We start from the raw sequence: 24,715 nt of genomic DNA, 5'->3' as shown, positions 1-24,715 counted from the left end.
CCGGCGGCCGGCTCAGGGCACCGGCGGGCTGCGCAGCGCGTCGACGAACTCACGCTCGCGCTGCCCGGGCGCCGCCGTCAGCAGGCTGACCAGCACCAGGGCCAGCGCCCCGGCCGGCACGCCGAACAGCCCGGCCGAGGCCGGCTGTATGCCCCAGACCAGGGTGGCCGGCCCCGTCAGCCCGATCAGCGCCCGCAGCTCCGGGTGAGCCATGACGAGATAGCCGACGCAGACCGCCAGCCCTGTCAGCATGCCGGCCAGCGCGCCGGCCCGGTTGGCGCGGCGCCAGAACACGCCGGCCACCAGCGCCGGGAAGAAGGTCGAGCCGGCGATGGAGAAGGCGGCCGTGACGACGGCCAGGATGTCCGCCGGCCGGCTGGACGCCACCGCCGCCGCCGCCAGCGCCGCGGCCAGCAGCAGGGCCTTGGACAGCGTGACGCGCCGCGTGCGCGAGGCCTCGGGGTTGATGGCCTTGTAGTAGAGGTCGTGGGACAGCGCGCTGGAGATGGCCAGCAGCAGGCCGTCGGCCGTGGACAGCGCCGCCGCCAGGCCGCCGGCCGCGACCATGCCGGAGATGACATAGGGCAGGCCGCCCAGTTCGGGCATGACGAGCATGACGAGGTCGGGATGCAGGCGCAGCTCGCCGAGCTGCAGCTTGCCATCGCCGTTCAGGTCCACGGCCGACAGCAGGCCTGAGTCGACGCGCTGCCACTGGCGTATCCAGGCCGGCAGCTGGTCGAAGGAGGTGCCGACCAGATGATTGAAGACCTCGGTCTTGACCATGACGGCCAGCGCCGGCGCCGTCAGATAGAGCAGGCAGATGAAGACCAGCGACCAGGCGACCGACTCGCGCGCGGCGCCGACCGTGGCCGTCGTGTAGTAGCGCGTCAGCAGATGCGGCAGGCCCGCCGTGCCCACCATCAGGCACAGGGCCAGCGCGATGAAGTTGCGGCGCGCCACGTCGGCCTGGTCGCGTTCGGCCGCGCTGCCGTCGGGGTCGCCGGCGAAAGGCTGGGTGTGGGGCGCGAGGCCCGACAGCGGCCGGGCCAACTGGGCCTCGCCGGCCTGCTCGCGCCGCCAGCGCTCCTCGGCCTCGGCCGGCGTGCGCGGCAACGCGGCGCGCATCTTTTCAGCGGCCTGGATCTGGGCCAGCGGAGCATCCGCGGCCTTCAGCGCAGCGACCTGCGCGGCCGCCCTCGCCTGCTCGCCGGCCAGCGCCCCGGGCACGTCGGCCAGCCGCGCAGCCGCGGCATCGGCGCGCTGCTGGTGGATGGCGCGCACCTGCAGCTCGGCCGGGTCGCGGATCAGCTCGCGCTCGCGCTGAGCGAGCTGGTGCAGCTGCTGGCCATAGACGAGCTGGGGCAGCGGCCAGCCGGTCTGTTTCACGCTGAGCCAGATCACCGGCACCAGATAGGCCAGGATCATGATGAGGTACTGGGCCACCTGGGTCCACGTGACGGCGCGCATGCCGCCCAGGAAGGAGCAGACCAGCACGCCGCCCAGGCCAACGAAGACGCCGACCTCGAAGCCCAGGCCGGTCAGCCGCGTCGTGATGAGGCCGACGCCGTAGATCTGCGCGACGAGGTAGACGAAGGACACGAGGATGGCCGCGCCGGCGCCGACCAGGCGCAGCGCGCGGCTGCCGAAGCGCTCGGCGAGGAAGTCGCCGAGCGTGAACTGGCCGAAGCGGCGCAGATAGGGCGCGATGCACAGCGCCACCAGCACGAAGCCGCCGGTCCAGCCCAGCACATAGGCCAGGCCCGCATAGCCGCTCGCGTACAGCGTGCCGGCCAGGCCGATGAAGGTGGCCGCGCTCATCCAGTCGGCGCCGGCGGCCATGCCGTTGTAGACGGGCGGCACGCGGCGGCCGGCGACGAAGTATTCGGCCGGGTCGGTCGTGCGGCAGAGGATGCCGATGACGGCATAGACCGCCACCGTCGCGCCGAGGAAGGTGTAGCCGATCCAGGCCTTGGGCAGGCCCTGGCGCTCGGCCAGGCCCAGGCCCAGGACCAGGGCGACGAAGCTCAGCGCGAACAGGGCGTAGCGGCGATGCAGATGGCGGGCGGGCACGGTCGCGATGATGGCAACAAAAAGCCCGGATTCCCCCTGACGAGAACCCGGGCCGATCGCGAGGAACGAAGCCTTACTTGGCCGCGAGGCGCTGCCAGGTGTCGATGACGGTGTCGGGGTTCAGCGAGATCGAGACGATGCCCTCTTCGGCCAGCCAATCGGCGAAGTCCGGGTGGTCGCTGGGACCCTGGCCGCAGATGCCGATGTATTTGCCGGTCGCGCGGCAGGTGCGGATGGCGCGCGAGATCAGGGCCTTGACGGCAGGGTCGCGCTCGTCGAAGTCGCCGGCCAGTTGCTCCAGGCCCGAGTCGCGGTCCAGGCCCAGCGTCAGCTGCGTCAGGTCGTTGGAGCCGATGGACATGCCGTCGAAGTGCTCCAGGAACTGCTCGGCCAGGATGGCATTGCTCGGCACCTCGCACATCATGATGACGCGCAGGCCGTCCGTGCCACCCGATGCAGCGCGCTTCAGGCCCTTCTCGGCCAGCATGGTCACGACCTTCTCGGCCTGCTTCACGGTGCGCACGAAGGGCACCATGATCTCGACATTGCTCAGGCCCATCTCCTTGCGCACGCGCTTCAGCGCCTCGCACTCCATCGCGAAGGCGTCCTGGAACTCACCGCTGATGTAGCGCGACGCGCCGCGGAAGCCCAGCATCGGGTTCTCTTCGTCCGGCTCGTAGCGGGTGCCGCCGATGAGCTTGCGGTACTCGTTGGACTTGAAGTCCGACAGGCGCACGATGACCGGCCGCGGGAAGAAGGCGGCGGCGATGGTCGCGATGCCTTCGGCCAACTTGTCGACGTAGAAGGCGCGCGGCGACGCGTGGCCACGTGCCACCGATTCGACGGCCTTCTTCAGGTCGGCGTCGATGTTCGGATAGTCCAGGATGGCCTTGGGGTGGACGCCGATGTTGTTGTTGATGATGAATTCCAGCCGAGCCAGCCCCACGCCGCCGGACGGCATCTGCGCGAAGTTGAAGGCCAGCTGCGGGTTGCCGACGTTCATCATGATCTTGATCGGGCAGTAGGGCAGCTCGCCGCGGTGCACCTCGCTGACCTCGGTCTCCAGCAGACCGTCGTAGATGTAGCCGGTGTCGCCCTCGGAGCAGGCCACCGTCACCAACTGGCCGTCCTTCAGCTTGTCCGTCGCGTCGCCGCAGCCGACGACGGCCGGGATGCCCAGCTCGCGGGCGATGATGGCCGCGTGGCAGGTGCGGCCGCCGCGGTTGGTCACGATGGCGCTGGCGCGCTTCATGACCGGCTCCCAGTTCGGGTCGGTCATGTCGGTGACGAGCACGTCGCCGGGCTGCACGCGCTCCATCTCGGCGACGCTGTCGACGAGGCGGACCGGGCCGGTGCCGATCTTCTGGCCGATGGCGCGGCCCTCGGCCAGCACGGCGCTGTGTGCCTTGAGCTTGTAGTGGTGCTCGACCTGGCCGGCGGCCTGGCTCTTCACCGTCTCGGGGCGGGCCTGCAGGATGTAGAGCTTGCCGTCGACGCCGTCGCGGCCCCACTCGATGTCCATCGCGCGGCCGTAGTGCTGCTCGATGATGAGGGCGTACTGGGCCAGCTCGGTGACCTCGGCGTCATTCAGCGAATAGCGGTTGCGGTGCTCGGGCACCGTGTCCACGGTCTTCACGAGCTTGCCGCTGGCGGCCTTTTCCTCGGGCGTCGCGAACTCCATGCGGATCAGCTTGGAGCCCAGGTTGCGGCGGATGATGGCCAGCTTGCCGGCCTTCAGCGCGGGCTTGTGGACGTAGAACTCGTCCGGGTTCACGGCCCCCTGCACCACCGTCTCGCCCAGGCCGTAGCTGGACGTGATGAAGACGACGTCGGGGAAGCCGCTCTCGGTGTCGATCGTGAACATCACGCCGGCCGAGCCGAGGTCGGAGCGCACCATGCGCTGCACGCCGGCGGACAGGGCCACGTCGCCATGGGCGAAGCCCTTGTGCACGCGGTAGCTGATGGCGCGGTCGTTGTAGAGCGACGCGAACACCTCGCGCATCTTGTGCAGCACCTCGTCGATGCCATGCACGTTCAGGAAGGTCTCCTGCTGGCCGGCGAAGGACGCGTCGGGCAGGTCTTCCGCGGTGGCGGACGAACGCACGGCGAAGGTGGCGTCGGGGTTGTCGGCCGTCAGCTGGGCATAGGCGGCGCGCACGCCGGCCTCCAGGTCGGCCGGGAAGGGCTGGGTCTCGATCCAGCCGCGAATCTCGGCGCCGGCCTCGGCCAGCGCGCGCACGTCGTCGGTGTTGAGCGAGCTCAGGCGCGCCGCGATACGCGCGTCCAGGCCCTCGTGCCTGAGGAACTGCCGGAAGGCATGCGCCGTGGTCGCAAAGCCGCCGGGAACGCGCACGCCGCTGGCGGCGAGCTGCGAGATCATTTCGCCGAGGCTGGCGTTCTTGCCGCCCACTGCCTCGACGTCGGTCATCCTCAGGTTCTCAAACGGTACGACCAGGGCGGTCGCCTCGAACAGGGTGGACATGAAAAAACTCCGGGAGGTTGAAAAACCGGTGTCGTCGCGTCGTCCGGCACCCGGGCCGAGCGGAAGTGCTCAAGGCAGGCGCGGCCCCCTCCATTTCTGGATTCTTCTGGGAGGAGGGAGGCGCGCATGGGGCTGATCGCGAGGAATTGGGCCGGATTCTAGGCGCTGCGTACCCGCGCGTAACCGCCGGCGCTGTGCACAATGCCGCGTGACCTCCGATCCCGCCCCCGAAGTCAACTCGCACTATCTGGACCATGTCATCCATGTGTCCGGGTCGCGCCCGGTCGAGGCCGCCGAGGACATCGTCAGCCACAGCGGCGTCAAGCTGCTGGCCAAGGGCGCGCAGATCAACGAGAGGGTGCGCGAGCGGCTGCTGATGCACAAGCTGCAGAAGCCGCTGGAGGACTGCATCCATGTCACGCAGGGCATCATGCCGGAGAGCTTCGGCCCGCTGGGCGAGGCGATGTTCAAGCAGCACCCGCTGCTCAAGGCCCTCTGCGCCCACGACCTCTACCCCAGCGCACCGACGACGCTGGCCAGCCTCAAGCTCAGCATCCCGGTGCAGTCGCTGCTGACCGTCTATGCCGAGCATCAGGGCGAGCGCCTGCGGCACACGGCCGGCGTGGCCATGCTGGTGCTGGCGCTGGCGCGCCGCGTGCTGCCCGGCGAAAGCGAGCGCCATCGCATGCTGGCCCTGGCCGGGCTGCTGCACGACGTCGGCGAGCTCTACATCGACCCGCAATACATGCGGCCCGGCACGCCGCTGGGGCCGCCGGAATGGCGCCACGTCGCCTCCCATCCCGTCGTTGCCGAGCGCGTGCTGCGCAATATGGTGGGCGCCGGCAAGGAGGTCGCGAGCGCCGTGCTGCACCACCACGAGCGGCTGGACGGCTTCGGTTACCCGCGCGGCGTGCTGGGTGCGGCCCTGCCGATGAACGGGCAGATCCTGGCCGCCGGCGAATGGCTGATGGCCCTCATCGAGACCAGCATGGCGCCGATGACGCGCGCCAGCGTCGCCACCCGGCTCATTCCCGGCGAGTTCAGCCGCGAGATCACCGAGGCCATCACCGCCGCAGCCCAGGGCGACGACGCGCAGGATGCGCTCGCGGCCGACCCCATGCCGCTGGAGTCCGCCATCCCGCGTGTCGTCGGCATCATCGGCATGCTGGAGCGCTTCCGCGAGGCGCGGCCCTGGATAGACCAGCGCATCGCCGCCGCGCGGCCGGGCCTGCGTGCCGTCCTCGAAGCCGGCCTGCAGCGTCTGCTGCGCATCCAGACCGCCTTCTCCAGCACCGGGCTGGACACGCACGATCCCGACGGCCTCGTGGCCAGCCTGGCCGAGCAGCGCGATGCCAAGCTGCAGGTCGAGTTGATGACGGTGGTCGGCGAGCTGGAGTGGCGGCTGCGCGAGCTGGAGCGCGAGTCGCTGCTGCGCGCCGGCCTGCTGCCGAGCGAGGAAAGCGCGGTCATGCGCGAACTCATCACGAGGCTCAAGGGCGGCGGTTGAGTCCGCTGGCTATCATGGCCGCGCCCCCACTCCCGAGCCGCCGCCATGCCCGCCAGAACCGTCTACTTCGTCTCTGACGGCACCGGCATCACCGCCGAAACCTTCGGCAACTCCATCCTCGCGCAGTTCTCGATCAAGCCCCGCCATGTGCGCCGGCCCTTCATCGACACGGCCGAGAAGGCGCATGCCGTCGTCGGCGAGATCAACGAGACCGCGATGCGCGAGGGCCAGCGGCCCATCGTGTTCGCGACGCTGGTGGACCGCGAGGTGCTGCGCGTCGTGCGCGAGCACTGCCAGGGCCGCGTCATGGACATGTTCGGCACCTTCATCGAGCCGCTGGAAGACGAGTTCGGCATCAAGAGCAACCACCGCGTCGGGCGCTTCTCCGACGTGGCCGAGAGCCAGGAGTACCACGACCGCATCGAGGCCATCAACTTCTCGCTGGCCCACGACGACGGGCAGTCGTCCCGCAACCTCGACACGGCCGACGTGATCCTGGTGGGTGTCAGCCGCTGCGGCAAGACGCCGACCTCGCTGTATCTCGCGATGCAGCACGGCATCAAGGCCGCCAACTACCCGCTGATCCCCGAGGACTTCGAGCGCCGCAAGCTGCCCGCGCCGCTGCTGCCGCACAAGCGCAAATGCTTCGGCCTGACCATCGACCCGGAGCGCCTCGCGTCCATCCGCAACGAGCGCCGCCCGGGCAGCAAATACGCCGACCTGCTGAACTGCCGCTACGAGGTCAACGAGGCCGAGGCCATGATGAAGCGCGAGGGCATCTCCTGGCTGTCGTCCACGCACAAGTCCATCGAGGAGATCGCGACGACCATCCTGCGCGACATCCGGCCCGACCGGCTCGTGTACTGATTGCCGGCCGTGCCGGGCGCAATGGGTGCCGGACCTGACCGGGGCAGACAGCTTCGGTGACTATCCTCTGCCGCATGGCACGAACCCTCACCGCGGCCGCAAACCCGAGAGGCAGGCTGGCGGCGCTGGCGTGCGCGCTGGCCCTGCCCTGGCTCCAGCGCGCCCATGCGGAGCTGCCGCCGGAATACCCGGGCGCCTACCACGCGATCGCTTCGGCCGCCCGCGACGAAGGCCGCGTGGTGGTCTATTCGACGACCGACCTCTCGGCCGTCGCCGCGCTGATCCGCGACTTCGAGCAGCGCAACCCCGGGGTCAAGGTCGACTACAACGACCTCAACAGCACCGACCTCTACCAGCGCTTCCTGGCCGAGACGGCCGCCGGCAGGCCGTCGGCGGACGTGCTGTGGAGCTCGGCGATGGATCTGCAGATGAAGCTGGCCAACGACGACTACGCCGCGCGCTACAGGTCGCCCGAGGCCGGCTCCCTGCCCGACTGGGCGGTCTGGCGCGACACCGCCTACGGCACGACCTTCGAGCCCGCGGTGTTCGTCTACAACAAGCACTTCGTGACCGGCAACGACGTGCCGGCCACGCATGCCGACATCGTGCGCCTGCTGACGACGCAGCGCGCCAAATACGCCGGCAACGTGACGACCTACGACATCGAGAAGTCGGCCGTCGGCTTCCTGTTCGCCACGCAGGACAGCCGCATCCAGACCAACTTCTGGGAGCTGGCGCGCGCGCTGGGCGCGAACGCGGTCGAGCTCGAGGCCAACACCTCGGTCATGGTGCAGCGCATCGCCGCGGGCAAGGACTATCTCGGCTACAACCTGATCGGCTCCTATGCGCTGACGCGCGCACGCCGCGACCCGTCCATCGGCGTCGTGCTGCCGCGCGACTACACCCTCGTCATGTCGCGCATCGCGCTGATCTCCAAGGCCGCCCCGCACCCGAACGCGGCGCGGCTCTGGCTGGACTATCTGCTGTCCCGGCGCGGCCAGGGCCTGCTGTCCAGCCACGCCGAGCTGTTCTCGATCCGCGGCGACGTGCCGGGCGAATACACGGCCGCGACGCTGCGCCAGCAGCTGGGTTCGCGGCTCAAGGCCATCGCCGTCGCGCCGCCGCTGCTCGTCTTCCTGGACCGCGCCAAGCAGCAGGAGTTCCTGCGCCGCTGGCGGCGCGAGACGGGCGACGCTAAATAGCCTCGTCCGCCAGCGCCGGCAGCGTGACCCGCACGCGCAGCCCGCTGCCGCCGGCGGCGCCAAGCATCTCGACGCGGCCCTGGTGGGCGCGCGCGATGTCCCGCACGATGGCCAGCCCCAGGCCCGAGCCCGGCTTGCCCTGCGCGACGGCGCCGGGCGAGCGGTAGAAGCGCTCGAAGACCTGCTCCGCTTCGCCTGGAGCGATGCCGGGGCCGTCGTCCTCGACCTCGATGACGACGCCGTCGGCCAGCGCGACGCGGACGTTCACGCTGCCGCCCTCGCGGCCGTACAGGATGGCGTTGTCGATCAGGTTGGCGACCAGCTCGCGCAGCAGCAGGCCGTTGCCGGCGACGCGGGCCGGCCCGGGCGGCTCCTCGAAGCCGAGGTCGATGGACTTCTTGCGCGCCTGGCCGACATGGTCGAGGGCGACCTGGCGCGCCAGCTCGACGACGTCGACCGCGTCGCGCTGCGCTGCCGTCATGCCGTCGGGGTCGGAGCGCGCCTGCAGCAACAGCTGCGACACGAGGCGGCCCAGGCGGTCGACGTCGGAGAGCAGGTCGCGCAGCGTCTGCTGCGCGAGCTCGGGCCGGTCCTGGCGCAGTCTGTACTCGATCTGCGTGCGCATCTCGGCCAGCGGCGTGCGCATCTGGTGCGACGCGTCGGTGATCAGCCGCTGCCGGCTCGACAGCAGCCGCTCCAGCCGCGAGGTGTGCTGGTTCAGCGCCTCGATGAGGGGGCGCACCTCGGCCTGCACCGTGCTCGGGTCGATGGGGCTCAGGTCGGCGGGCGAGCGCTGCGCGACGCTGCGGCGCAGCCGCGCCAGCGGCTTGAGGCCGCGCAGCAGGCCGAGCCAGACGAAGAACGCGGCGGCGACGATCAGCGCGCTCTGGCGCGTCAGCCCCTCGACGACGATCTGGCGCGACAGGGCTTCGCGCGCCTCGCCGGTCTCGGCGACGAGGATGAGGACCGGCGCCGCGATGTCGCTGCCGTAGAACTGCTTGGCGAGGGCGACGAGATGGATGCGCTCGCCACGGTAGTCGGCGGTGTAGAGGCTCAGCTCGGCGCCGGGCGCGAGCGCAGGCTTGGGCAGCGGCAGGTCGTCGTAGCCCGTCACCGTCTGGCCGGCGGGCGACACGACGCGGTAGAAGATGCGCTCCTGGATGTTGGACTCCAGCAGCTCCAGCGCCGCATAGGGCAGGTCGACGACGAGCTCGCCGTCCTTGTAGGCGGTGTCCTCCGCGATGGCCTCGGCCGACGCGGTGAGCAGGCGGTCGAAGGCCATGTCGGCCGTGGCGACCGCCGCGCGGTTGCTGAGCCAGGCGTTCAGCGTCAGCAGCAGCAGCAGCGGCGGCAGCAACCAGCGCAGCAGCTGCAGCCGCAGGCTCTCAGACGGCCTCGAGAACATAGCCCAGGCCGCGCAGCGTCGTGATCCGCACCCCGCTGTCCAGCAGCTGCTTGCGCAGGCGGTGGATGTAGATCTCGACGACGTCCTGCGACGTGGTGGCGTCGAGCGAGAACACCTGCTCGTAGAGCTTGGCCTTGCTGACGGCCTTGCCGGCGCGCAGCATCAGCGCCTCCAGCACCGCGTGCTCCCTGGGCCTCAGCACGAGGCGCTGGCCGCCGAGCTTGAAGACCCGGCCGCTGCCGTCGTATTCCAGCGCCCCGAGGCTGAGCCTGGACACCGGCTGGCCGTGGGCGCGCCGCAGCACGGCCTGCAGCCGCGCCTCCAGCTCGGAAAGATCGAAGGGCTTGGGCAGGTAGTCGTCGGCGCCGAGGTTGAGCCCGCGCACGCGGTCCTCCAGCTCGCCGCGCGCGGTCAGGATCACGACGGGCGACGCATTGCCGCGGGCGCGCATGCGCTCCAGCACGGTCAGGCCGTCCATCGACGGCAGCGACAGGTCGAGCACGACCGCGTCGTAGTGCTCCGTGCCGAGCATCGAATCGGCCTGCACGCCGTCGTGGCTGACGTCGACCGCATAGCCGTGCTGCCTCAGCGCCTTGCCCAGCCAGGCGGCCAATTTCGGACTGTCTTCGACGAGCAGCAGGCGCATGGGCGCAAGCGGTGGGGAAGGGATCGGGGCGCCATTTGGCCGTATCCCGGGCGCAACGCGGCTCAGGGTTTTCCAACGAGCTGCCCAAAGTAAAGCGGCGCGAAAGCTGCTGAAAAAAAGAATGCGCGCCGTTCCCTTTCGAGGCGCCCTCGCGGTGCCACCCATCACAAACAGGAGATAAGCGATGAAGCAGACCCTCATCAGCGCGGCCGTGCTCGCCGCCTTTGCCGCCGCCACCCCGGCCCGCGCCGACGAACTGGCCGACCTCAAGGCCGAGATCGCCGCGCAGAAGCAGGCCGCCGCCGCGCAGCAGGCCCGGCTCGACGCGCTGGAAAAGAAGCTGGCCGGCGTGCAACAGGCCAGCGAGCAGCAGGCCGCTGCCGCCAAGCAGGCGGCCGCTGCGCCCCAGGCCGCGGCCGGCGGCTATGCCTACGGCCAGGGCCTGACCGTCAACGCCGGCGGCGCCCAGCTGAACCTGTATGGCCTGATCGATGTGAGCTATGTGCATGCCGACCACCTGGCCGCCGGTGCCGCCACCACCGGCCCGCGCGTGGCCTGGTTCAGCGGCAACCGCTGGGGCATGGCCGGCAGGCGCCCGATGGGCGACAGCGGCCTGGACATGATCTTCCGCCTCGAAGCCGAGTACCTGAGCCAGACCGGCGAGTTCGACGACAACTCGCAGATGTTCGGCCGCGACTCCTGGGTCGGCGTGCAGAGCGACGCGCTCGGCAAGCTGACGCTGGGCTACCAGGATGCGCCCTCGCGCGACGCCATCGGCTCGGCCATCTACGGCGACGCCTACGGCAGCGCCGCGCCGTCGCTGGAAGAAGGCGGCTACAGCAACAACAACAACTTCAAGCACCTGATCTTCTACGCGGGCAGCGCGTCCGGCACCCGCATGACCAACAGCGTGGTCTGGAAGAAGGACTTCAGGAACGGCCTGTTCGCGAGCGCGGCCTACCAGTTCAACGGCGCGGGCAACGACGGCGGCTTCGGCAACAACACGACCAAGCAGTTCACGCTGGCCTATGCCGGCGGCGACTACAACCTGGCCGGCTTCGTGACCTCGGCCAACGTCAACGGCAACACGCACAAGGCCTACTCCTTCGGCGGCAACTACACGGTCGGCCCGGTGCGCCTGAACGCCGGCTACTACCACTACACCGCGCAGCAGAACGCGGCTCTGGGCGACCGCAAGGACGATGCCTACACGCTGTCGGGCAAGTACACGCTGAGCAAGAACGTCGATTTCGAGCTGGGCTATGTGGCCGAGAAGGCCAAGAACGCCGCGTCCGGCAAGGACGGCGTCGTCATGGGCCCGATCCGCGCCTTCAGGGACGGCTCCGGCGCGACGACCGCCGTCAACGGCAACCGCTCGACGCTGTATGCCTCGGTCTTCTATCACTTCGACAAGTACACCGAGATCTACCTGGCCGGCGACACCCTGACGCTGAAGGACGGCTCCCGCCTCAAGGTCGACGGCAGCCAGAAGCAGACCGAGCTGGCGGTCGGCATGCGCACCCGCTTCTGATCGCGCGCGCCTGACCGACGCGCCTGCCGCCGGGCAAACCGGCGGCAGGCCAGTTTGTGCCCGGTGAAGACCGTCCGTGCGGCGGCGCTGCGGGCTTGCTCAGGCGTCGGCGTTCATCCCGCCGTCGGCGGCCGCCTGAGCGAGCGCGCGTTCGAAGGCACTGCGGCTGGGCGTCTCGACGAAGACGCAGCGCTTGCGGTGGCGCTTGCAGTGGTCCTTCACGCGCCAGTAGGCGTCGTGGCTGATGCAGCCGGTCTGGCAGATGACGAGGTCGGCTGCGGCGAGCTGCGGGTCGAGCTGGGCCGGCTTGTGCTCGGCACCGCCGTCGTGGTGCAGGAACTGCGCGCCGCAACCCTCCACGGCCTGGCGGTACTGCGGCACGCTGCCGCCGCGGCCGCCCACGCAGAGGATGACGCGGTGCTCCAACTTCAGCGGCGGCGGCGGCATGTCGGCCTCGACGTCCAGCGGCGCCGGCACGACCTCGGCCGCTGCGGCGACTGGCGCGCGTGACGACAGCCGCGCCACGTCGCGCTGCAGCGCCTGGTTGCGCTCGATCTGCTCGGCCAGCCGCTCGCGCAGCTGCTCGCGCTCTGGCAGGTTCGGCCGCGCCGCCTGCCAGTGCTGGAGCTGCTCCTGCGCGTGCGCGAGCTGGGTCTGCAGCGCGATCAGCGCGGCACGCTGGCGCATGCGCTCCTGCTCCCAGGCCTGCTGCTCGCGGGCGCGCTCCCGGCCCCAGGCCGTCACGCGCTGCTGAGCGTCGGCGTAGTCGCTCGCCAGGGCCTGGTGCTCGGCAGCCAGCTCGCGGTGGCGGGCCAGATCCACGCGCTGGGCGGCGCCCAGCTGGTGCTGCAGCATGTGGACCTGGCCGAGCACGCGCATCTCCAGCCATTCGTCGCAGCGCGCATGCGTCAGCGTCGCCCACAGCGCGCCGGCGATCTCGCCCTGGGCCGCGCGCTGGCGCCACCACGCCATCAGCGTGTCGCGGCACTTGGCCTGCGCGGCCTGGCGCAGGTCGAGCGAGAAGCGCTGCTCCAGGTCCTTCTGCAAGGCCTCGGCCACCGCGTTGCGGCGCGCCGCGGCGGTGACGAGGCTGCAGTGCAGCGTGTAGTCGTCCTCGTCGCCCTGCAGCACCAGCAGCTTCCTGGCGAGCACGCGCACGCGCTCCAGCGGCACGCAGACGCCGATGACGGGGCAATGCGCATGGCTGCCCAGCTCCCACAGGCGGCGGCGGCGCGAGCCGGTGACGGGGGACGGGGCCGCGTGCGCGGCACAACAGGCTTCAGCCATTGGAAGTCTCCAGGGTAAAACGGACAGGGAACTCCACCCAGCTGCCGACGGGCTGGGTACCGCGCAGCGCCGGCTGGAAGGGGCAGCGGCGGGCCTGCGCCACGGCCGCGTCGTCGAACAGGCGCCAGCCGCTGCTCGCGGCCAGCAGGATCTGACCCGCGCGGCCCAGCTCGTCCACCCAGACGCGCAGGCGCACGACGCCCTCGATGCCGCGCTCGCGCAGCGACGGCGGGTGCGGCGCCGGTGCGCAGGCGGTGCGGCGGGCGGCTTGCAGCGGCGGCTCGGCATCGCGCGCTGCCGGCGGCACCACGAAAGCGACCTGCACCGGCGTGGCGGCCGGGGTCATCGCGACGGGCGCGGCGGGGCCGGGCCCATCGGCCGGCACATCGAAGCTGGGCGGCGCGACGGAGGCGACCGCGGGCACGACCAACACGGGCGGCAGCGCCCGCGGTGCCGGCGCCACCGAGGCCGCCGTGGCCGGCAGCAGCCGCACCACCAGCTCGCGCCGCACGGCCGGCGCCGCGCGCTGGACCGGGGGGCACAGCGCCAGCAGCAAGGCGCCATGCAGCGCCGCCACGGCCAGCAGCGGCGCGGCTCTCACGCAGCGGCCTCCGGCCGGCGGGCCGACAAGGCCCAGTCGCCGGCCGCCGTCGTCAGCACCTGCAGCCGCAGGCCGAACAGCGTCTCCAGCGCCGGCAGCGCGGCGGTGCCGGCGGGCAGGTCCGCCTGCAGCTGGCCGCGGCGCACGAGCAGCAGGCGCTCGAAGCCGTTCAGCGCCTGCTGGATGTCGTGCAGCACGGCCACCAGCGCATGGCCGCGCTCGCGGCAGAAGCGGCCCAGCGTGTCCAGCAGCTCCAGTTGCAGGCCCGGGTCCAGCGACGCCAGCGGCTCGTCCACCAGCAGCAGGCCTGGCCTCGCGTCGGCCAGTTGCGCCAGCACGCGGGCCAGCTGCACGCGCGCCTGCTCGCCGCCGGAGAGCTGGTCATAGCGGCGGCCATGCAGGTGGCCGGCGCTGGCCCAGGCCAGGGCCTGGCGCACCCAGCGGTCATGGTTCTCGCCAGTCGAGCCAGACCAACGGCCGAGGCTGACGATCAGCTCCACCGGCAGCCCGAACGCGACCTGGTGCGACTGCGGCAGCACCGCGCGGCGGCGCGCGCGCACGCGCGGCTCCAGCGCGGCGGCGGGCCGGCCGTCCAGCAGCACGCGGCCCGTCGTCGGCGCGATGTCGCCGGACATCAGCGTCAGCAGCGTCGACTTGCCCGCGCCGCTGGGGCCCAGCAGCGCGACGCGCTCGCCGGCGTCCACGCGCAGGTCGAAGGGCCCGAAGCCCTGGCCGTGGCGGGCCAGCACGGCGTCGTCGAGCAGCAGCAGGCGATGCGTGCTCACCAGCCGCCTCCGATCTCGCGCTGCGCGCGCTTCAGCAGCACGAACAGCACCGGCGCGCCGAACAGCGCGGTCAGGATGCCCACCGGCAGCTCGGCCGGCACGGCCAGCGTGCGCGCGGCCGTGTCGGCCAGCAGCAGCAGCATCGCGCCGAACCACGCGGCCAGCGGCAGCAGGCGCCGCGCGTCGGCGCCGACGAGGCCGCGCGCCGCGTGCGGCGCCAGCAGCCCGACGAAGCCGATCAGCCCGCACCAGGCCACGGCCAGCCCGCTGAGCAAGGCCAGCGCCAGCACCAGCAGGCGCCGCAGCCGCGCCACCGGCACACCGACCTGCGCGGCCACGCGCTCGCCCAAGGCGAGCGCGTTGAGCGCCTGGCCCCAGCGGCACGACATCGCGAGCGCACCGACGACCGCCGCGCCCAACGCCGCGACGACCGGCCAGCTCGCCAGCGCCAGCGAGCCGAGCTGCCAGAAGGTCAGGTTGCGCAGCTGCTCGTCGGTCGCGACATAGGTGCACAGGCCCACGGCCGCCATCGCCAGCGCGTTCAGCGCCAGGCCGGCCAGCAGCAGGCCGGCCACGGCGCCCGGCACCAGCAGCCGCGCCAGGCCCTGCAGCAGGCCGCACATGACCCAGGCGCCCAGCAGCGCCGCGGCTGGCACCGCGACGGGCCGCCACGCGGCCGGCAGGCCGCCGGCCCAGGCGGACGGCAGGGTCAGCATCAGTGCCACGGCGCAGATCGCGCCGCTGGGGATGCCCAGCAACGCGGGCTCGGCCAGCGGGTTGCGGAACAGGCCCTGCGACAGCACCCCGGCCAGGCCCAGCGCCGCGCCGACGACGACGGCGAACGCCACGCGCGGCAGGCGCAGTTGCGCGAGCACCACCGCGCCCTGCGTGTCGTCGCCGCGCAGCAGCGCCTGCCAGTCGGCCAGGCCCAGCTTCAGCGCGCCGCTGTTGGCGGCGACGACGATGGCCACGCCCAGCAGCGCGAGCGCGAGCGGCCAGCCCGGCACGGCGGGCCGGCGCATCAGCGCCCGGTCAAGCCGCGCGTCCATGCAGCTTGCCCGTCAGTTCGGCCAGCGCCTGCGGCAGCCGCGGCGTGAAGCCCAGCAGCAGCAAGGCCTCCATGCCCGCCACGCGGCGCGCGCGGCCGGCGGGCGTCAGCGCGAGGCCGGGCGCCTTCAGCAAGCCATCGATCCCGCCCTGCGCCTCCAGGCCCTGGTCGGTGCAGAGGATGACGTCGGGCGCGGCCTGCAGCGCCGCCTCGGCCGTCAGCGGCCTGTAGCCCTGCACGCCGGCGAAGGCATTGCGCGCGCCGGCCAGCGTCAGCATCGCGTCGGCCGCGGTGCCCTCGCCCGCCACGCGCAGCTGGCCGCCGGCATGGGCCAGCACGAACAGCACGCGCGGCAAGGAGCCGGCCGGTGGCTTGGGCCGGGCGGCCCAGTCCTGCTGCAGCTTCGCGATGAACTGCTGCGCCTCGCGCTCGCGGCCGGACAGCATGCCGATGCGCTTCGTGCGCTCGACCACGCCGTCGAAGCGGTGGTGTTCGTCCAGCACCTCCACGCGCACGCCGGCGCGCTTGAGCTGCGCCAGCACCTGCGGCGGCCCCGCCTCGCCGCCGGCCAGCAGCAGCTGCGGCGCGAGGGCCAGCACGCCCTCGGCGGACAGCGTGCGCGCATAACCGACCTGCGGCAGCCGGGTCGCGTCGACCGGGAACAGCGACGTCGTGTCGACACCGGCCAGCTGGCCCTGCGCGCCGAGCGCGAACACCGTCTCCGTGACCGCGCCGCCGACGCTGACCACGCGGGGCTGCGCCTGGGCCAGCCCCAGCCCGGGCAGCAGCCCCGCCAGCAGCAACTGGCGCCGTTTCATGCGGTGCACCCTGCGGCTTCCTGGCTCCAGGCCCGATCGTCGACCAGGCCGTCCAGCAGCTGCCGCCATGCGCAGCGCTCGGGCTGGCCGGGCTTGCGCCGGCCGAAGAACTGCGCGATCAGCTCGCCGTCCGGCGCGTACAGCTCCAGCGAGCTGACGAGGCCGTCGACGGTGGGCTTGCGCACGGCCCAGGCTTCGGCGATGGCGTCCTCGCGCAGATGCAGGTTGAAGCACGCGTCCAGCACGTTGAGCCACGGCCCCATGACGGCCACGCGCTTGATCGGGCCGCCGTGGATCTGGATGACGCCCTTGTTGCCGACGAACACCATGATGGGCGTGCCGTTGGCCGCCGCGCCCTCCAGCAGCACGCGGGCGGCGTGCGGGTCCACGCGCTGCGCGAACTCGGGCGCGGCCAGGTGCATGGCGGTGCGGCGCGTCAGGCCGTGCCGGCGCAGCAGGCCGAAGAACTCGTGCGTGTCGCGCAGCGCCGCCCAGCCGGCGCGGAAGGCGTCGGCGTCCACGCCGGGCGCGTCCACCGGCGCCGGCGGCGCGGCGTGGCGCCACTGCGGCGCGGGCGCGTCGGGGTCGGCCCAGCTGGCGCGCAGCGCCTGCCAGGCGGCCAGCTGGGTGGCGGGCCGCGCGAAGACCTTGTGCACGGCCACGCCCTGCGCGTCGAAGAACTGCAGGCTCTGCTGCTCGCCCTCCCTCACGGCGTAGCCATGCGCCCAGTGGCTGTAGAACAGCCGCAGGTCGATGTCCTCGCCCAGCGCCATGCCTATCTCGCGGCCGGGCTCGCCCTGGGCGCTGAGATGCTCGTAGACGCCGGTGCGCTCGTGCACGCAGTGCGCATTGCGCGTCAGCGCCATCAGCTCGCCGGCGCGGCTCAGCTCGGCCAGCAGGCGCGGAAAGTCGCGGCGCAGGCGCCGGGCCTGCAGGCCGCCGGCCGGCGCGCCGACGTGGGCGTCGACGAGCATGCCCTCGGTGACGCCGAGCGCGGCGGCGATGTCGCGGTGGCGCGTGGCGCCGGCGGCGCGCGCGTCGAGATAGGCCTGGCGCAGATCCATGCGGGTCTCCTTCACAGCTGGGCTTGCAGCACGAGACCAAACTGACGGCCTGGCGCGGTGTACGCATCCAGCGCAGCGCTGGTCGCGGCGAGGCCGCGCACATCGGCCCAGCGCCAGTAGGTGCGGTCGGTCAGGTTGTCGACGCGGGCCTGCAGCGACCACACGGGCGTGATCTGCCAGCCGGCGGTCAGGTCCAGCACCGTGTAGCCCTTGGGCAGGAAGGGGTTGGTCGCATCGACGCGGCTGGCGGCCTTGCCCTGGGCGCGCAGCACGGTGGCTTCCCAGTGCCAGGCGGCTCGCTGCTGGCGCAGGCTGGCCGAGGCCTTGGCGGGCTCGACGGTGTCCAGCGCGTGGCGCACGCCCTTGCGGTCGTAGTCGCCGCGCGTGCGGGCGTAGGCCAGCCCCAGGCGCCACTGCCTGTCGAGCTGGCCGCTGAGCCTGGCCTCCATGCCACGGATGCGGGCCTCGTCGAGGTTGACGGACTGGAACACCAGCGGGTCGGCCGTCGTGCCGGCACCGGCGACGACGGTCTGCTGGATGAAATCGTCGTAGCGGTTGTCGAAGGCCGCGAGCTGCCAGCGCCAGCCGCCCAGCTCGCCGCGCAGGCCCAGCTCGCGGCTGTCGGCGCGCTCGGCCTTCAGGTTGGGGTTGCCGATGGACTTGTAGCCCTGGGCGGGGTTGCTGAAGCCGCTGTTGACCTGCGACGGCGTCGGCGCCTTGAAGCCCCTGGCCCATTGCGCATAGGGCGCGAGGCCGGGTGCGGCCTTCCACACGGCGCCGATGCGCGGCGTCACGGCGCTGTCGCCGAGCTCGACGATGGCGGCGCCGTAGCCGTCGGCCGAGGGCTTCAGCGAGAAGTGCTCGTAGCGCAGCGCGGGCAGGAACTGCCAGTCGCCTTCGGTGAACTCGCCCTGCACGAAGGCGCCGACGAGGCGGTAGCCGGTGTCGGGGAAGGGCTTGGACGGCAGCGTGTCGCCGACGGACGCCGTGGTGCCGTCGCGCAGGCCGGCCATGGTGTTGCGGCTGGCGTCCAGGCCCAAGGTGACGCGCTGCGCACCCCAGCCGATCTGGCCGGTGGCGGACAGGCCGGTCAGCGTCTCGTCGTAGCGGTTGTCGCGCGAGCGGGCGGTGCTGGTGCGGTCCTCGAAGGCGTACTGCGCGACGCGCGAGTCCTGGTGGTAGACCTGCACGCCGGCCTGCTGAAGCCACTCGGCGTTGGGGTCGTCCAGCGTCCACGCCAGCGACGCGCGGCCGCGGCGGCTCCTGTCGTCGGCCTTCAGGTCCAGCGTCGTCGCGCTGCGCGCGGACAGCACCTCGACCTGGTCGCGCTGGCGCACGCCCTCCAGCGTGGCCTCCAGGCGCTGCTGCGCGTTCAGGCGGTAGCCGGCCTTGGCAAGCAGCGTATTGCGCGCGCGGTCCAGCGGGTCGGCTCGGGTGCGCGCGGCACCGTCGCCGCCGACCGTGCCCTTGTTCGCCAGCTCGTGCGAGCGCCGCGTGGCACCCTGCAGCAGCCAGTCCCAGCCACCCGAGCGCCAGGCGCCGGCCAGGTTCAGCGCGGCGCCGTCGTCGCCGCCGTAGGCCGAGGCCTGGGCGCGCAGGCCGAAATCATGGCCGGGCTTGAGCAGGTCGCCGGCGCGCAGCGTGCGCACGGCCAGCGCGCCGGCCAGGCCGTCGCTGCCGAACTGCGTGGACGCGGGGCCGCGCAGCACTTCCAGCTGCTGTGCGCCCTCCAGGTTCAGCAGGCCCGCGCGACCGGTCGCGAACGGGCCGAAGCTGAAGGCCTGCGGCATGCGGATGCCGTCCACCAGCATCAGTACCTGGTTGCCTTCGAGGCCGCGGATGTTGATGCCTTCGTTGCCGGCACGGCCGGTGGCGCTGGCGGCGAGGCTGAAGCGCGGGTTGGGCGCGCGCACGGCAAGGTCCACCTCGTCGCGCAGCAGCTCGCGCAGGTCGCGCGCGCCGGCCTTGGGCTTGAACACGCCGACCGTGGCGGGCACTTCGTCCACGCGGCGCTCGCCGCGCGTGGCGGTGTTGGTCAGCTCGGGCAGCTCGGTGGCGGCGGCTTCAGCTCGGGTTTGGGCCTGGGGGCAGGCACCGGCGCAGGCAGCGGCCAGCGCGATGGCGGTCTTCAGCACGGGGGCTCCGGAAAAAGAGCGCGGGCTGGCTGCGGCTGGCTGGCGCGGGTCTCGAAAGAAGGGAAGGCGGGCGGCTTACTTGGTCAGGATCAGCTTGCCCAGGGACGTGATGCGCAGGCGGTAGACCTGCTGCTGGTGGACGATGAGAACCTCGCCCTGCGGACCGAGCAGCGTCGCGCTGTCGATGCGGCGGGCTGCGCCTGGCGCCGGAGGCCGGGCCGGGGGTTGGGGCGCTTGGGAATCAGCGAGCATGCCAACACTGTAATGAGAATCATTCTCGATTGCAAGCTGTCGGCACCACCTGGCGGTGCATGCGCTCTTCGTCGACCGAGACGGTGGGCGCCGGGAAGCCCCGGGGCGGCGAAGGCGCCGACCGGAATCGCGGGGAACTCTTGCAGCCCCTCGGGCTCGCAGCAGACGGCGGCACCGCGCTGCGGGCAGAGGTGGAACTTCACGCAGGCGCGATTCCGCAGCCGCCCCGCCCGGGGTCAGGCCTTCTGCCGCTCGCTCTCGTAGAGGCAGATGGCCGCCGCCGCCGCGACGTTGAGCGACTCCTCGCCGCCCGGCTGCGGGATGCCCACGGTCAGCGCGCAGCGGGCCATCAGCGCGGGTGACACGCCCTGGCCTTCGTGGCCCATGACCCAGGCGCAGGGCGAGGGCAGCGCGACGCGGCTCAGCACATGCTCGGTGTGCGAGCTGGTCGCGATCAGCGGCACGGCCAGTGCGGCGAGGTCGTCGGCCGCCAGGCCCTCGACGAGGCTCAGGCCGAAATGGGCGCCCTGCCCGGCCCGCACGACCTTGGGCGACCACAGCGCGGCCGTGCCCTTGAGGGCCAGCACCTGGCGCACGCCGAAGGCCGCCGCGCTGCGCAGGATGGCGCCGACATTGCCGGCGTCCTGCAGCCGGTCCAGCACGACGCTGGCGGCGTTCGCGGCGATGGCCGCTGCGGCCGGCAGCGCCAGCTCCGCGCCGATCTGCGCCGGCGATTCCAGGCCGCTGAGCGTCTTGAACAGCGCCGCGGGCACGACGAGCACGCGCGGCGCCGACTCGGCCAGCGCACGCAGTGCGGCCTCCTGCAGGGCCGCCTCGGTGGCGACGACGAGGGCCGGCGTCCAGCCGCGCTGGCGGGCCGCGCGCAGCAGGTGGTCGCCCTCGATCCAGACGCTGCCGGTCTTGCGGTAGCCGCCCGGCTCGGAGCTGAGCTTGCGCAGCCGCAGCAGGGCCGGGTTGTCGCGGGACGTGATGGCGTCGATCTTCATGGGCAGACCTCCCGCACGGGGGCGAAGCTGCGCCGGTGCCAGGGGCTGGCGCCGTGCTCGCGCAGCGCGGCCAGGTGTTCGGGCGTCGGGTAGCCCTTGTGGGCCAGGAAGCCGTATTGCGGATGGCTTTCGTGCATGCGTTCGCAGAACAGGTCGCGCGCGACCTTGGCCAGGATGCTGGCGGCCGAGATGGCCTGCACCTTGGCGTCGCCCTTCACGATGGCCTCGGCCGGCATGGGCAGCACGGGGATGCGGTTGCCGTCCACCAGCACGCGCGTCGGCTTCAGGCGCAGGCCGGCGACGGCGCGCTGCATGGCCAGCATGGTCGCCTGCAGGATGTTCAGGCGGTCGATCTCCTCGGCGCTGGCCTCGGCGACGCAGCAGCACAGCGCCTTGGCGCGGATCTCGTCGAACAGCCGCGCGCGCCTGGCCGGGCTCAGCACCTTGGAGTCGGCCAGGCCGGCGATGGGCTGCAGCTCGTCGAGGATGACGGCGGCCGCGAACACCGGGCCGGCCAGCGGCCCGCGCCCGGCCTCGTCCACGCCGGCCACGAGGCCGGGCGGCGTCCAGTCGAGAGCGCCCTGCTCAGGCGCCGATGAGTGTCGCGATCGCATCGCTGGCACGCCGTGCGGTGTCTTGCCGCAGCAGCTCGTGGAGTTGGACAAAGCGCGCGTGCAGGGCTGCGCGCCGCGGCGCATCGGCCAGCAGGCCTTCCGCCTCGCGGGCCAGCGCCTCGGACGTGCAGGCCTGCTGGATCAGCTCCGGCACGAGGAATTCGCGCGCCAGGATGTTGGGCAGGCCGACCCAGGGCAGCAGGCCCCGGTCCTTCATGCGCCACCAGTTCAGCCGGTTCATCCGGTAGGCGATGACCATGGGGCGCTTGAACAGCGCGGCTTCCAGCGTCGCCGTGCCGCTGGCCACCAGCGTCAGGTCGCAAGCCGCGAGCACCGCGTGGGACTGGCCGTCGACGAGCTGGATGTCCGCGCCACCCACGTCCCTGAGCAAGGGCTCGACGAGGCCGCGCAGGCCCGGCACGACCGGCATCACGAAGCGCCGGCCGGGCCGGGCCAGCAGCTTCGCGGCGCCGATCAGCGCCGGCGCGATGTAGTGGATCTCGCTCCTGCGGCTGCCGGGCAGCAGCGCGATGACGGTGTCTTCTTGCGCGAGCTTCAGCGCCTCGCGGGCCGCGGCGCGCGGCGGCTCCATCGGGATCGCGTCGGCCAGCGGGTGGCCGACATAGGTCGCGCCGATGCCGGCCTGGTGCAGGATCTCGGGCTCGAAGGGGAAGAGGCAGAGCACATGGTCGGCCGCGGCCTTGATCTTCTCGATGCGCTCGGGCCGCCAGGCCCAGATGGACGGGCAGACGAAATGGACGGTCTTGATGCCGGCCTCGCGCAGCCGCGTCTCCAGGCCGAAGTTGAAGTCGGGCGCATCGACGCCGATGAAGACGTCGGGCTTGTTCGCGATCAGGCGCGTGCCGAGCTGCTTGCGGATGGACAGCAGCTCGCGCAGGTTCAGCAGCGCATCCACATAGCCGAAGATGGACAGCTTGCTGTGCGGCCACCAGGTCTCGAAGCCCTGGGCCAGCATCTTCGGGCCGCCGATGCCTTCGGCCTTCAGCCTCGGCCAGCGCGCGTGCAGGCCTTGCAGCAGCAGGCTGGCGAGCAGGTCGCCGCTGGCCTCGCCGGCCACGAATCCGAAGCGTGGCGCGGATTCCGTCATTGGGCTTATCGGACGATGCCGCGGGTGGAGGCGGCAAGGAAGGTCAGCATGGTGTCGATGTCGCCATCGGCCGCACCGCCTTCCGTACCACGCAGGCCTTCAATGGCCGCCCTGGCCTCGTCCAGCGTGTGGCCGCTGCGGTAGAGCAGCTTGTAGACCTGGCGGATGACGCCGACGCGCTCGGCGCTGAAGTCGCGGCGCTTCAGGCCGACGACGTTGACGGCGCGCGCGGCCAGCGGGTTGCCGTCCACCGTCATGAAGGGCGGCACGTCCTGCGCGACATGGGCCTGGAAGCCGATCATCGCGTGGTCGCCGATGTGCATGCGCTGCAGGATGCCGGTCAGGCCGCCGATGGTGACCCAGTCGCCCACGGTCACATGGCCGGCGAAGGTCACACCATTGGCCAGCACGTTCTGGTTGCCGATGACGCAGTCGTGGGCCAGATGGCAGTAGGCCATGATCCAGTTGTCGTCGCCCACCGTCGTCTCGCCGCGGTCCTGCACCGTGCCGATGTTCAGCGTGCAGAACTCGCGGACGGTGTTGCGGTCGCCGATGACGAGCCGCGTCGGCTCGCCGGCGTACTTCTTGTCCTGGTTGGCTGCGCCGATGGAGCCGAACTGGAAGAAGCGGTTGTCCCGCCCGATGCTCGTGTGACCCTCGATGACGCAATGCGGGCCGACCTTGGTGCCGGCGCCAATCGTCACATGCGGGCCGATCAGCGTGTAGGCGCCGACCTCGACGCTGCTGTCGAGCTGCGCGCCGGGGTCGACGATGGCGGTCGGGTGGATGGCCATCAGGCTTCGATGCGCCGCATCGTGCACATCAGCTCGGCCTCGGCAGCAACCTGGTCGCCCACCAGGGCCTTGGCGGCGAACTTGTAGATGCCCGCCTTGGCGCGGCCCAGCGCCACTTCCAGGATGAGCTGGTCACCCGGCTCCACGGGGCGCTTGAAGCGCGCACCGTCGATGCCGGCGAAATAGACCACGGACTTGTCGTCCAGCACCATGTCCATGCTGCGCAGGGCCAGCAGCGTCGCGGCCTGGGCCAGGGCTTCGAGGATGAGCACGCCGGGCATCACCGGGCGGTGCGGGAAATGGCCGAGGAAGAAGGGCTCGTTGATCGAGACGTTCTTGATCGCACGGATGCGCTCGCCCTTGACCAGCTCGACGACGCGGTCCACCAGCAGGATGGGGTAGCGGTGCGGCAGGCGCTGCAGGATTTCGTGGATGTCCATCGTGATCGTGTCGGTCGTCATTTCTTTTCAAGCGCGCGGACACGCTCTCTCAGGGTGTGGAGCTGGCGCAGCGTCGCCGCGTTCTTCTGCCAGCTGGAATTTTCTTCGAAGGGGTGCGGGCCGCTGTAGACGCCCGGCGCGGCGATGCTGCGCGTGATGGTCGTGGCGGCCGAGATGTGCACGCCGTCCACGATGTTGAGGTGGCCGATGATGTTGGCCGCGCCGCCGATGGTGCAGTTCGCGCCGATGCGCGTCGAGCCGGCCACGGCCGCGCAGCCCGCCATGGCCGTGTTGCGGCCGATGTGCACGTTGTGCGCGATCTGGATCAGGTTGTCGAGCTTCACGCCGTCCTCGATGACGGTGTCGGCCAGCGCACCCCGGTCGATGCAGGTGTTGGCGCCAATCTCGACGTCGTCGCCGATGCGCACATTGCCGAGCTGCTCGATCTTGACGTAGCCGCTCTTGCTGGGCGCGAAGCCGAAGCCGTCCGCGCCGATGACGACGCCGCTGTGCACGATGCCGCGCGCGCCGATGCGGCAGCCGTGGCCGAGCACGACGCGCGGCGCCAGCCGCGTGCCCGCGCCGACCGCGGCGCCGCGCTCGACGACGCAGTGGGCGCCGATGCGGGCGCCGTCGCCGATGACGGCATCGGCTTCGACGACGGCCAGCGGGCCGATCTCGACGCCCTGCCCCAGCCTGGCCTCGGGCGACACGACGGCGCTCGGGTGTACGCCGGCGCTGGCCCGGGACCGCGCCCGCGCGGCCCACCACTGCGTCAGGCGCGCGAAGTAGAGATAGGGGTCGGGCGTGACGATGGCCGCGCCGCGTGCGGCCGCCGCCTCGGCAAGCGCCGGCGCGACGATGACGCAGCCGGCGCGCGTCGTCGCGAGCTGGGCCTGGTAGCGCGGGTTGGCGAGGAAGCTGATGCCGTGTTCGTCGGCCTCGTCCAGCGGCGCGATGGCGGCGATGCGGAGTTCGGACCCACCAAGCAAATCGCCGCCCAAGGCGGCGATCAGGTCGGAGAGCGCGACGGTCGTCGAGCTCATTGCGTC

22 protein-coding genes are annotated in these 24,715 nt (G+C 71.9%); 4 read left to right on the top strand and 18 right to left on the bottom strand.

Annotation, left to right across the window (positions count from 1 at the left end; genetic code table 11):
• Positions 1–12: 12 nt before the first annotated feature.
• Positions 13–2,070, bottom strand: a complete 2,058-nt coding sequence (locus NYP07_RS10225) for a sodium:solute symporter family protein (protein WP_268149999.1) — start codon at positions 2,068–2,070, stop codon at positions 13–15.
• Positions 2,071–2,143: 73 nt separating this feature from the next.
• On the bottom strand, positions 2,144–4,552 hold the full coding sequence (gene ppsA, locus NYP07_RS10220) for a phosphoenolpyruvate synthase (RefSeq protein WP_268149997.1): 2,409 nt from the start codon (positions 4,550–4,552) through the stop codon (positions 2,144–2,146).
• A 208-nt stretch (positions 4,553–4,760) separates the two neighbouring features.
• Here ppsA and NYP07_RS10215 point away from each other — a divergent pair, with 208 nt between their 5' ends.
• From NYP07_RS10215 to NYP07_RS10205, 3 genes are all read left to right on the top strand, one after another.
• Positions 4,761–6,059, top strand: coding sequence for an HD domain-containing phosphohydrolase (locus NYP07_RS10215; RefSeq protein WP_268149996.1), 1,299 nt, complete (start codon positions 4,761–4,763; stop codon positions 6,057–6,059).
• A 45-nt stretch (positions 6,060–6,104) separates the two neighbouring features.
• Positions 6,105–6,926, top strand: coding sequence for a posphoenolpyruvate synthetase regulatory kinase/phosphorylase PpsR (gene ppsR / locus NYP07_RS10210; RefSeq protein ID WP_268149994.1), 822 nt, complete (start codon positions 6,105–6,107; stop codon positions 6,924–6,926).
• A 74-nt stretch (positions 6,927–7,000) separates the two neighbouring features.
• Positions 7,001–8,128: an ABC transporter substrate-binding protein gene (locus NYP07_RS10205; protein ID WP_268149991.1), complete on the top strand. Its 1,128-nt coding sequence runs from the start codon at positions 7,001–7,003 to the stop codon at positions 8,126–8,128.
• Here NYP07_RS10205 and NYP07_RS10200 read toward each other — a convergent pair.
• Positions 8,121–9,533, bottom strand: coding sequence for a sensor histidine kinase (locus tag NYP07_RS10200; RefSeq protein WP_268149989.1), 1,413 nt, complete (start codon positions 9,531–9,533; stop codon positions 8,121–8,123). The two genes, NYP07_RS10205 and NYP07_RS10200, sit on opposite strands and share 8 nt — an antisense overlap.
• On the bottom strand, positions 9,514–10,179 hold the full coding sequence (locus NYP07_RS10195; protein ID WP_268149987.1) for a response regulator: 666 nt from the start codon (positions 10,177–10,179) through the stop codon (positions 9,514–9,516). Before NYP07_RS10195 ends, NYP07_RS10200 begins: the two co-directional genes overlap by 20 nt.
• Before the next feature lie 184 nt (positions 10,180–10,363).
• Between NYP07_RS10195 and NYP07_RS10190 the strand changes: the two genes are divergently transcribed.
• Positions 10,364–11,710: a porin gene (locus NYP07_RS10190; protein WP_268149985.1), complete on the top strand. Its 1,347-nt coding sequence runs from the start codon at positions 10,364–10,366 to the stop codon at positions 11,708–11,710.
• 99 nt (positions 11,711–11,809) lie between these two features.
• On the opposite strand, the gene NYP07_RS10185 is transcribed toward NYP07_RS10190, so the two are convergent.
• The 14 genes from NYP07_RS10185 to lpxD form a co-directional block, all read right to left on the bottom strand.
• A complete protein-coding gene (locus NYP07_RS10185) occupies positions 11,810–12,997 on the bottom strand; it encodes a DUF2325 domain-containing protein (protein ID WP_268149983.1) in 1,188 nt (395 codons plus the stop codon).
• Positions 12,990–13,598: an energy transducer TonB gene (locus tag NYP07_RS24050; protein ID WP_268149981.1), complete on the bottom strand. Its 609-nt coding sequence runs from the start codon at positions 13,596–13,598 to the stop codon at positions 12,990–12,992. The genes NYP07_RS10185 and NYP07_RS24050 overlap by 8 nt, the downstream gene beginning before the upstream one ends.
• Positions 13,595–14,383, bottom strand: coding sequence for an ATP-binding cassette domain-containing protein (locus tag NYP07_RS10175; RefSeq protein WP_268149979.1), 789 nt, complete (start codon positions 14,381–14,383; stop codon positions 13,595–13,597). Before NYP07_RS10175 ends, NYP07_RS24050 begins: the two co-directional genes overlap by 4 nt.
• Positions 14,380–15,432: a FecCD family ABC transporter permease gene (locus NYP07_RS10170; RefSeq protein WP_268149977.1), complete on the bottom strand. Its 1,053-nt coding sequence runs from the start codon at positions 15,430–15,432 to the stop codon at positions 14,380–14,382. Before NYP07_RS10170 ends, NYP07_RS10175 begins: the two co-directional genes overlap by 4 nt.
• Positions 15,416–16,249: a heme/hemin ABC transporter substrate-binding protein gene (locus NYP07_RS10165; RefSeq protein ID WP_268149975.1), complete on the bottom strand. Its 834-nt coding sequence runs from the start codon at positions 16,247–16,249 to the stop codon at positions 15,416–15,418. The genes NYP07_RS10170 and NYP07_RS10165 overlap by 17 nt, the downstream gene beginning before the upstream one ends.
• Positions 16,246–17,313: a hemin-degrading factor gene (locus NYP07_RS10160; RefSeq protein WP_268149974.1), complete on the bottom strand. Its 1,068-nt coding sequence runs from the start codon at positions 17,311–17,313 to the stop codon at positions 16,246–16,248. Before NYP07_RS10160 ends, NYP07_RS10165 begins: the two co-directional genes overlap by 4 nt.
• 11 nt (positions 17,314–17,324) lie before the next feature.
• On the bottom strand, positions 17,325–19,448 hold the full coding sequence (locus tag NYP07_RS10155; RefSeq protein ID WP_268149973.1) for a TonB-dependent receptor domain-containing protein: 2,124 nt from the start codon (positions 19,446–19,448) through the stop codon (positions 17,325–17,327).
• Positions 19,449–19,523: 75 nt separating this feature from the next.
• Entirely contained in the window at positions 19,524–19,700 is a 177-nt protein-coding gene (gene hemP / locus NYP07_RS10150) for a hemin uptake protein HemP (RefSeq protein ID WP_268149971.1), read from the bottom strand.
• Positions 19,701–19,936: 236 nt separating this feature from the next.
• Entirely contained in the window at positions 19,937–20,707 is a 771-nt protein-coding gene (locus NYP07_RS10145; RefSeq protein ID WP_268149970.1) for a TrmH family RNA methyltransferase, read from the bottom strand.
• Positions 20,704–21,321, bottom strand: a complete 618-nt coding sequence (rnhB, locus tag NYP07_RS10140; RefSeq protein WP_268149969.1) for a ribonuclease HII — start codon at positions 21,319–21,321, stop codon at positions 20,704–20,706. Before rnhB ends, NYP07_RS10145 begins: the two co-directional genes overlap by 4 nt.
• Entirely contained in the window at positions 21,293–22,429 is a 1,137-nt protein-coding gene (gene lpxB / locus NYP07_RS10135; RefSeq protein ID WP_268149968.1) for a lipid-A-disaccharide synthase, read from the bottom strand. Before lpxB ends, rnhB begins: the two co-directional genes overlap by 29 nt.
• Positions 22,430–22,434: 5 nt before the next feature.
• Entirely contained in the window at positions 22,435–23,223 is a 789-nt protein-coding gene (gene lpxA / locus NYP07_RS10130) for an acyl-ACP--UDP-N-acetylglucosamine O-acyltransferase (RefSeq protein WP_378990576.1), read from the bottom strand.
• Complete coding sequence (fabZ, locus tag NYP07_RS10125; protein WP_268149966.1) at positions 23,223–23,684, bottom strand: 3-hydroxyacyl-ACP dehydratase FabZ; 462 nt, start codon at positions 23,682–23,684, stop codon at positions 23,223–23,225. The genes lpxA and fabZ overlap by 1 nt, the downstream gene beginning before the upstream one ends.
• On the bottom strand, positions 23,681–24,709 hold the full coding sequence (gene lpxD / locus NYP07_RS10120; protein ID WP_268149964.1) for a UDP-3-O-(3-hydroxymyristoyl)glucosamine N-acyltransferase: 1,029 nt from the start codon (positions 24,707–24,709) through the stop codon (positions 23,681–23,683). Before lpxD ends, fabZ begins: the two co-directional genes overlap by 4 nt.
• Between the last annotated feature and the right edge of the window lie 6 nt (positions 24,710–24,715).

Origin of the sequence: Pelomonas aquatica (assembly GCF_026712205.1) — a bacterium.
GTDB classification, from domain to species: Bacteria; Pseudomonadota; Gammaproteobacteria; order Burkholderiales; family Burkholderiaceae_C; genus Pelomonas; species Pelomonas aquatica.
Note: the sequence above shows the minus strand (reverse complement) of the source record. Positions and strands in the feature narration are given on the sequence as shown.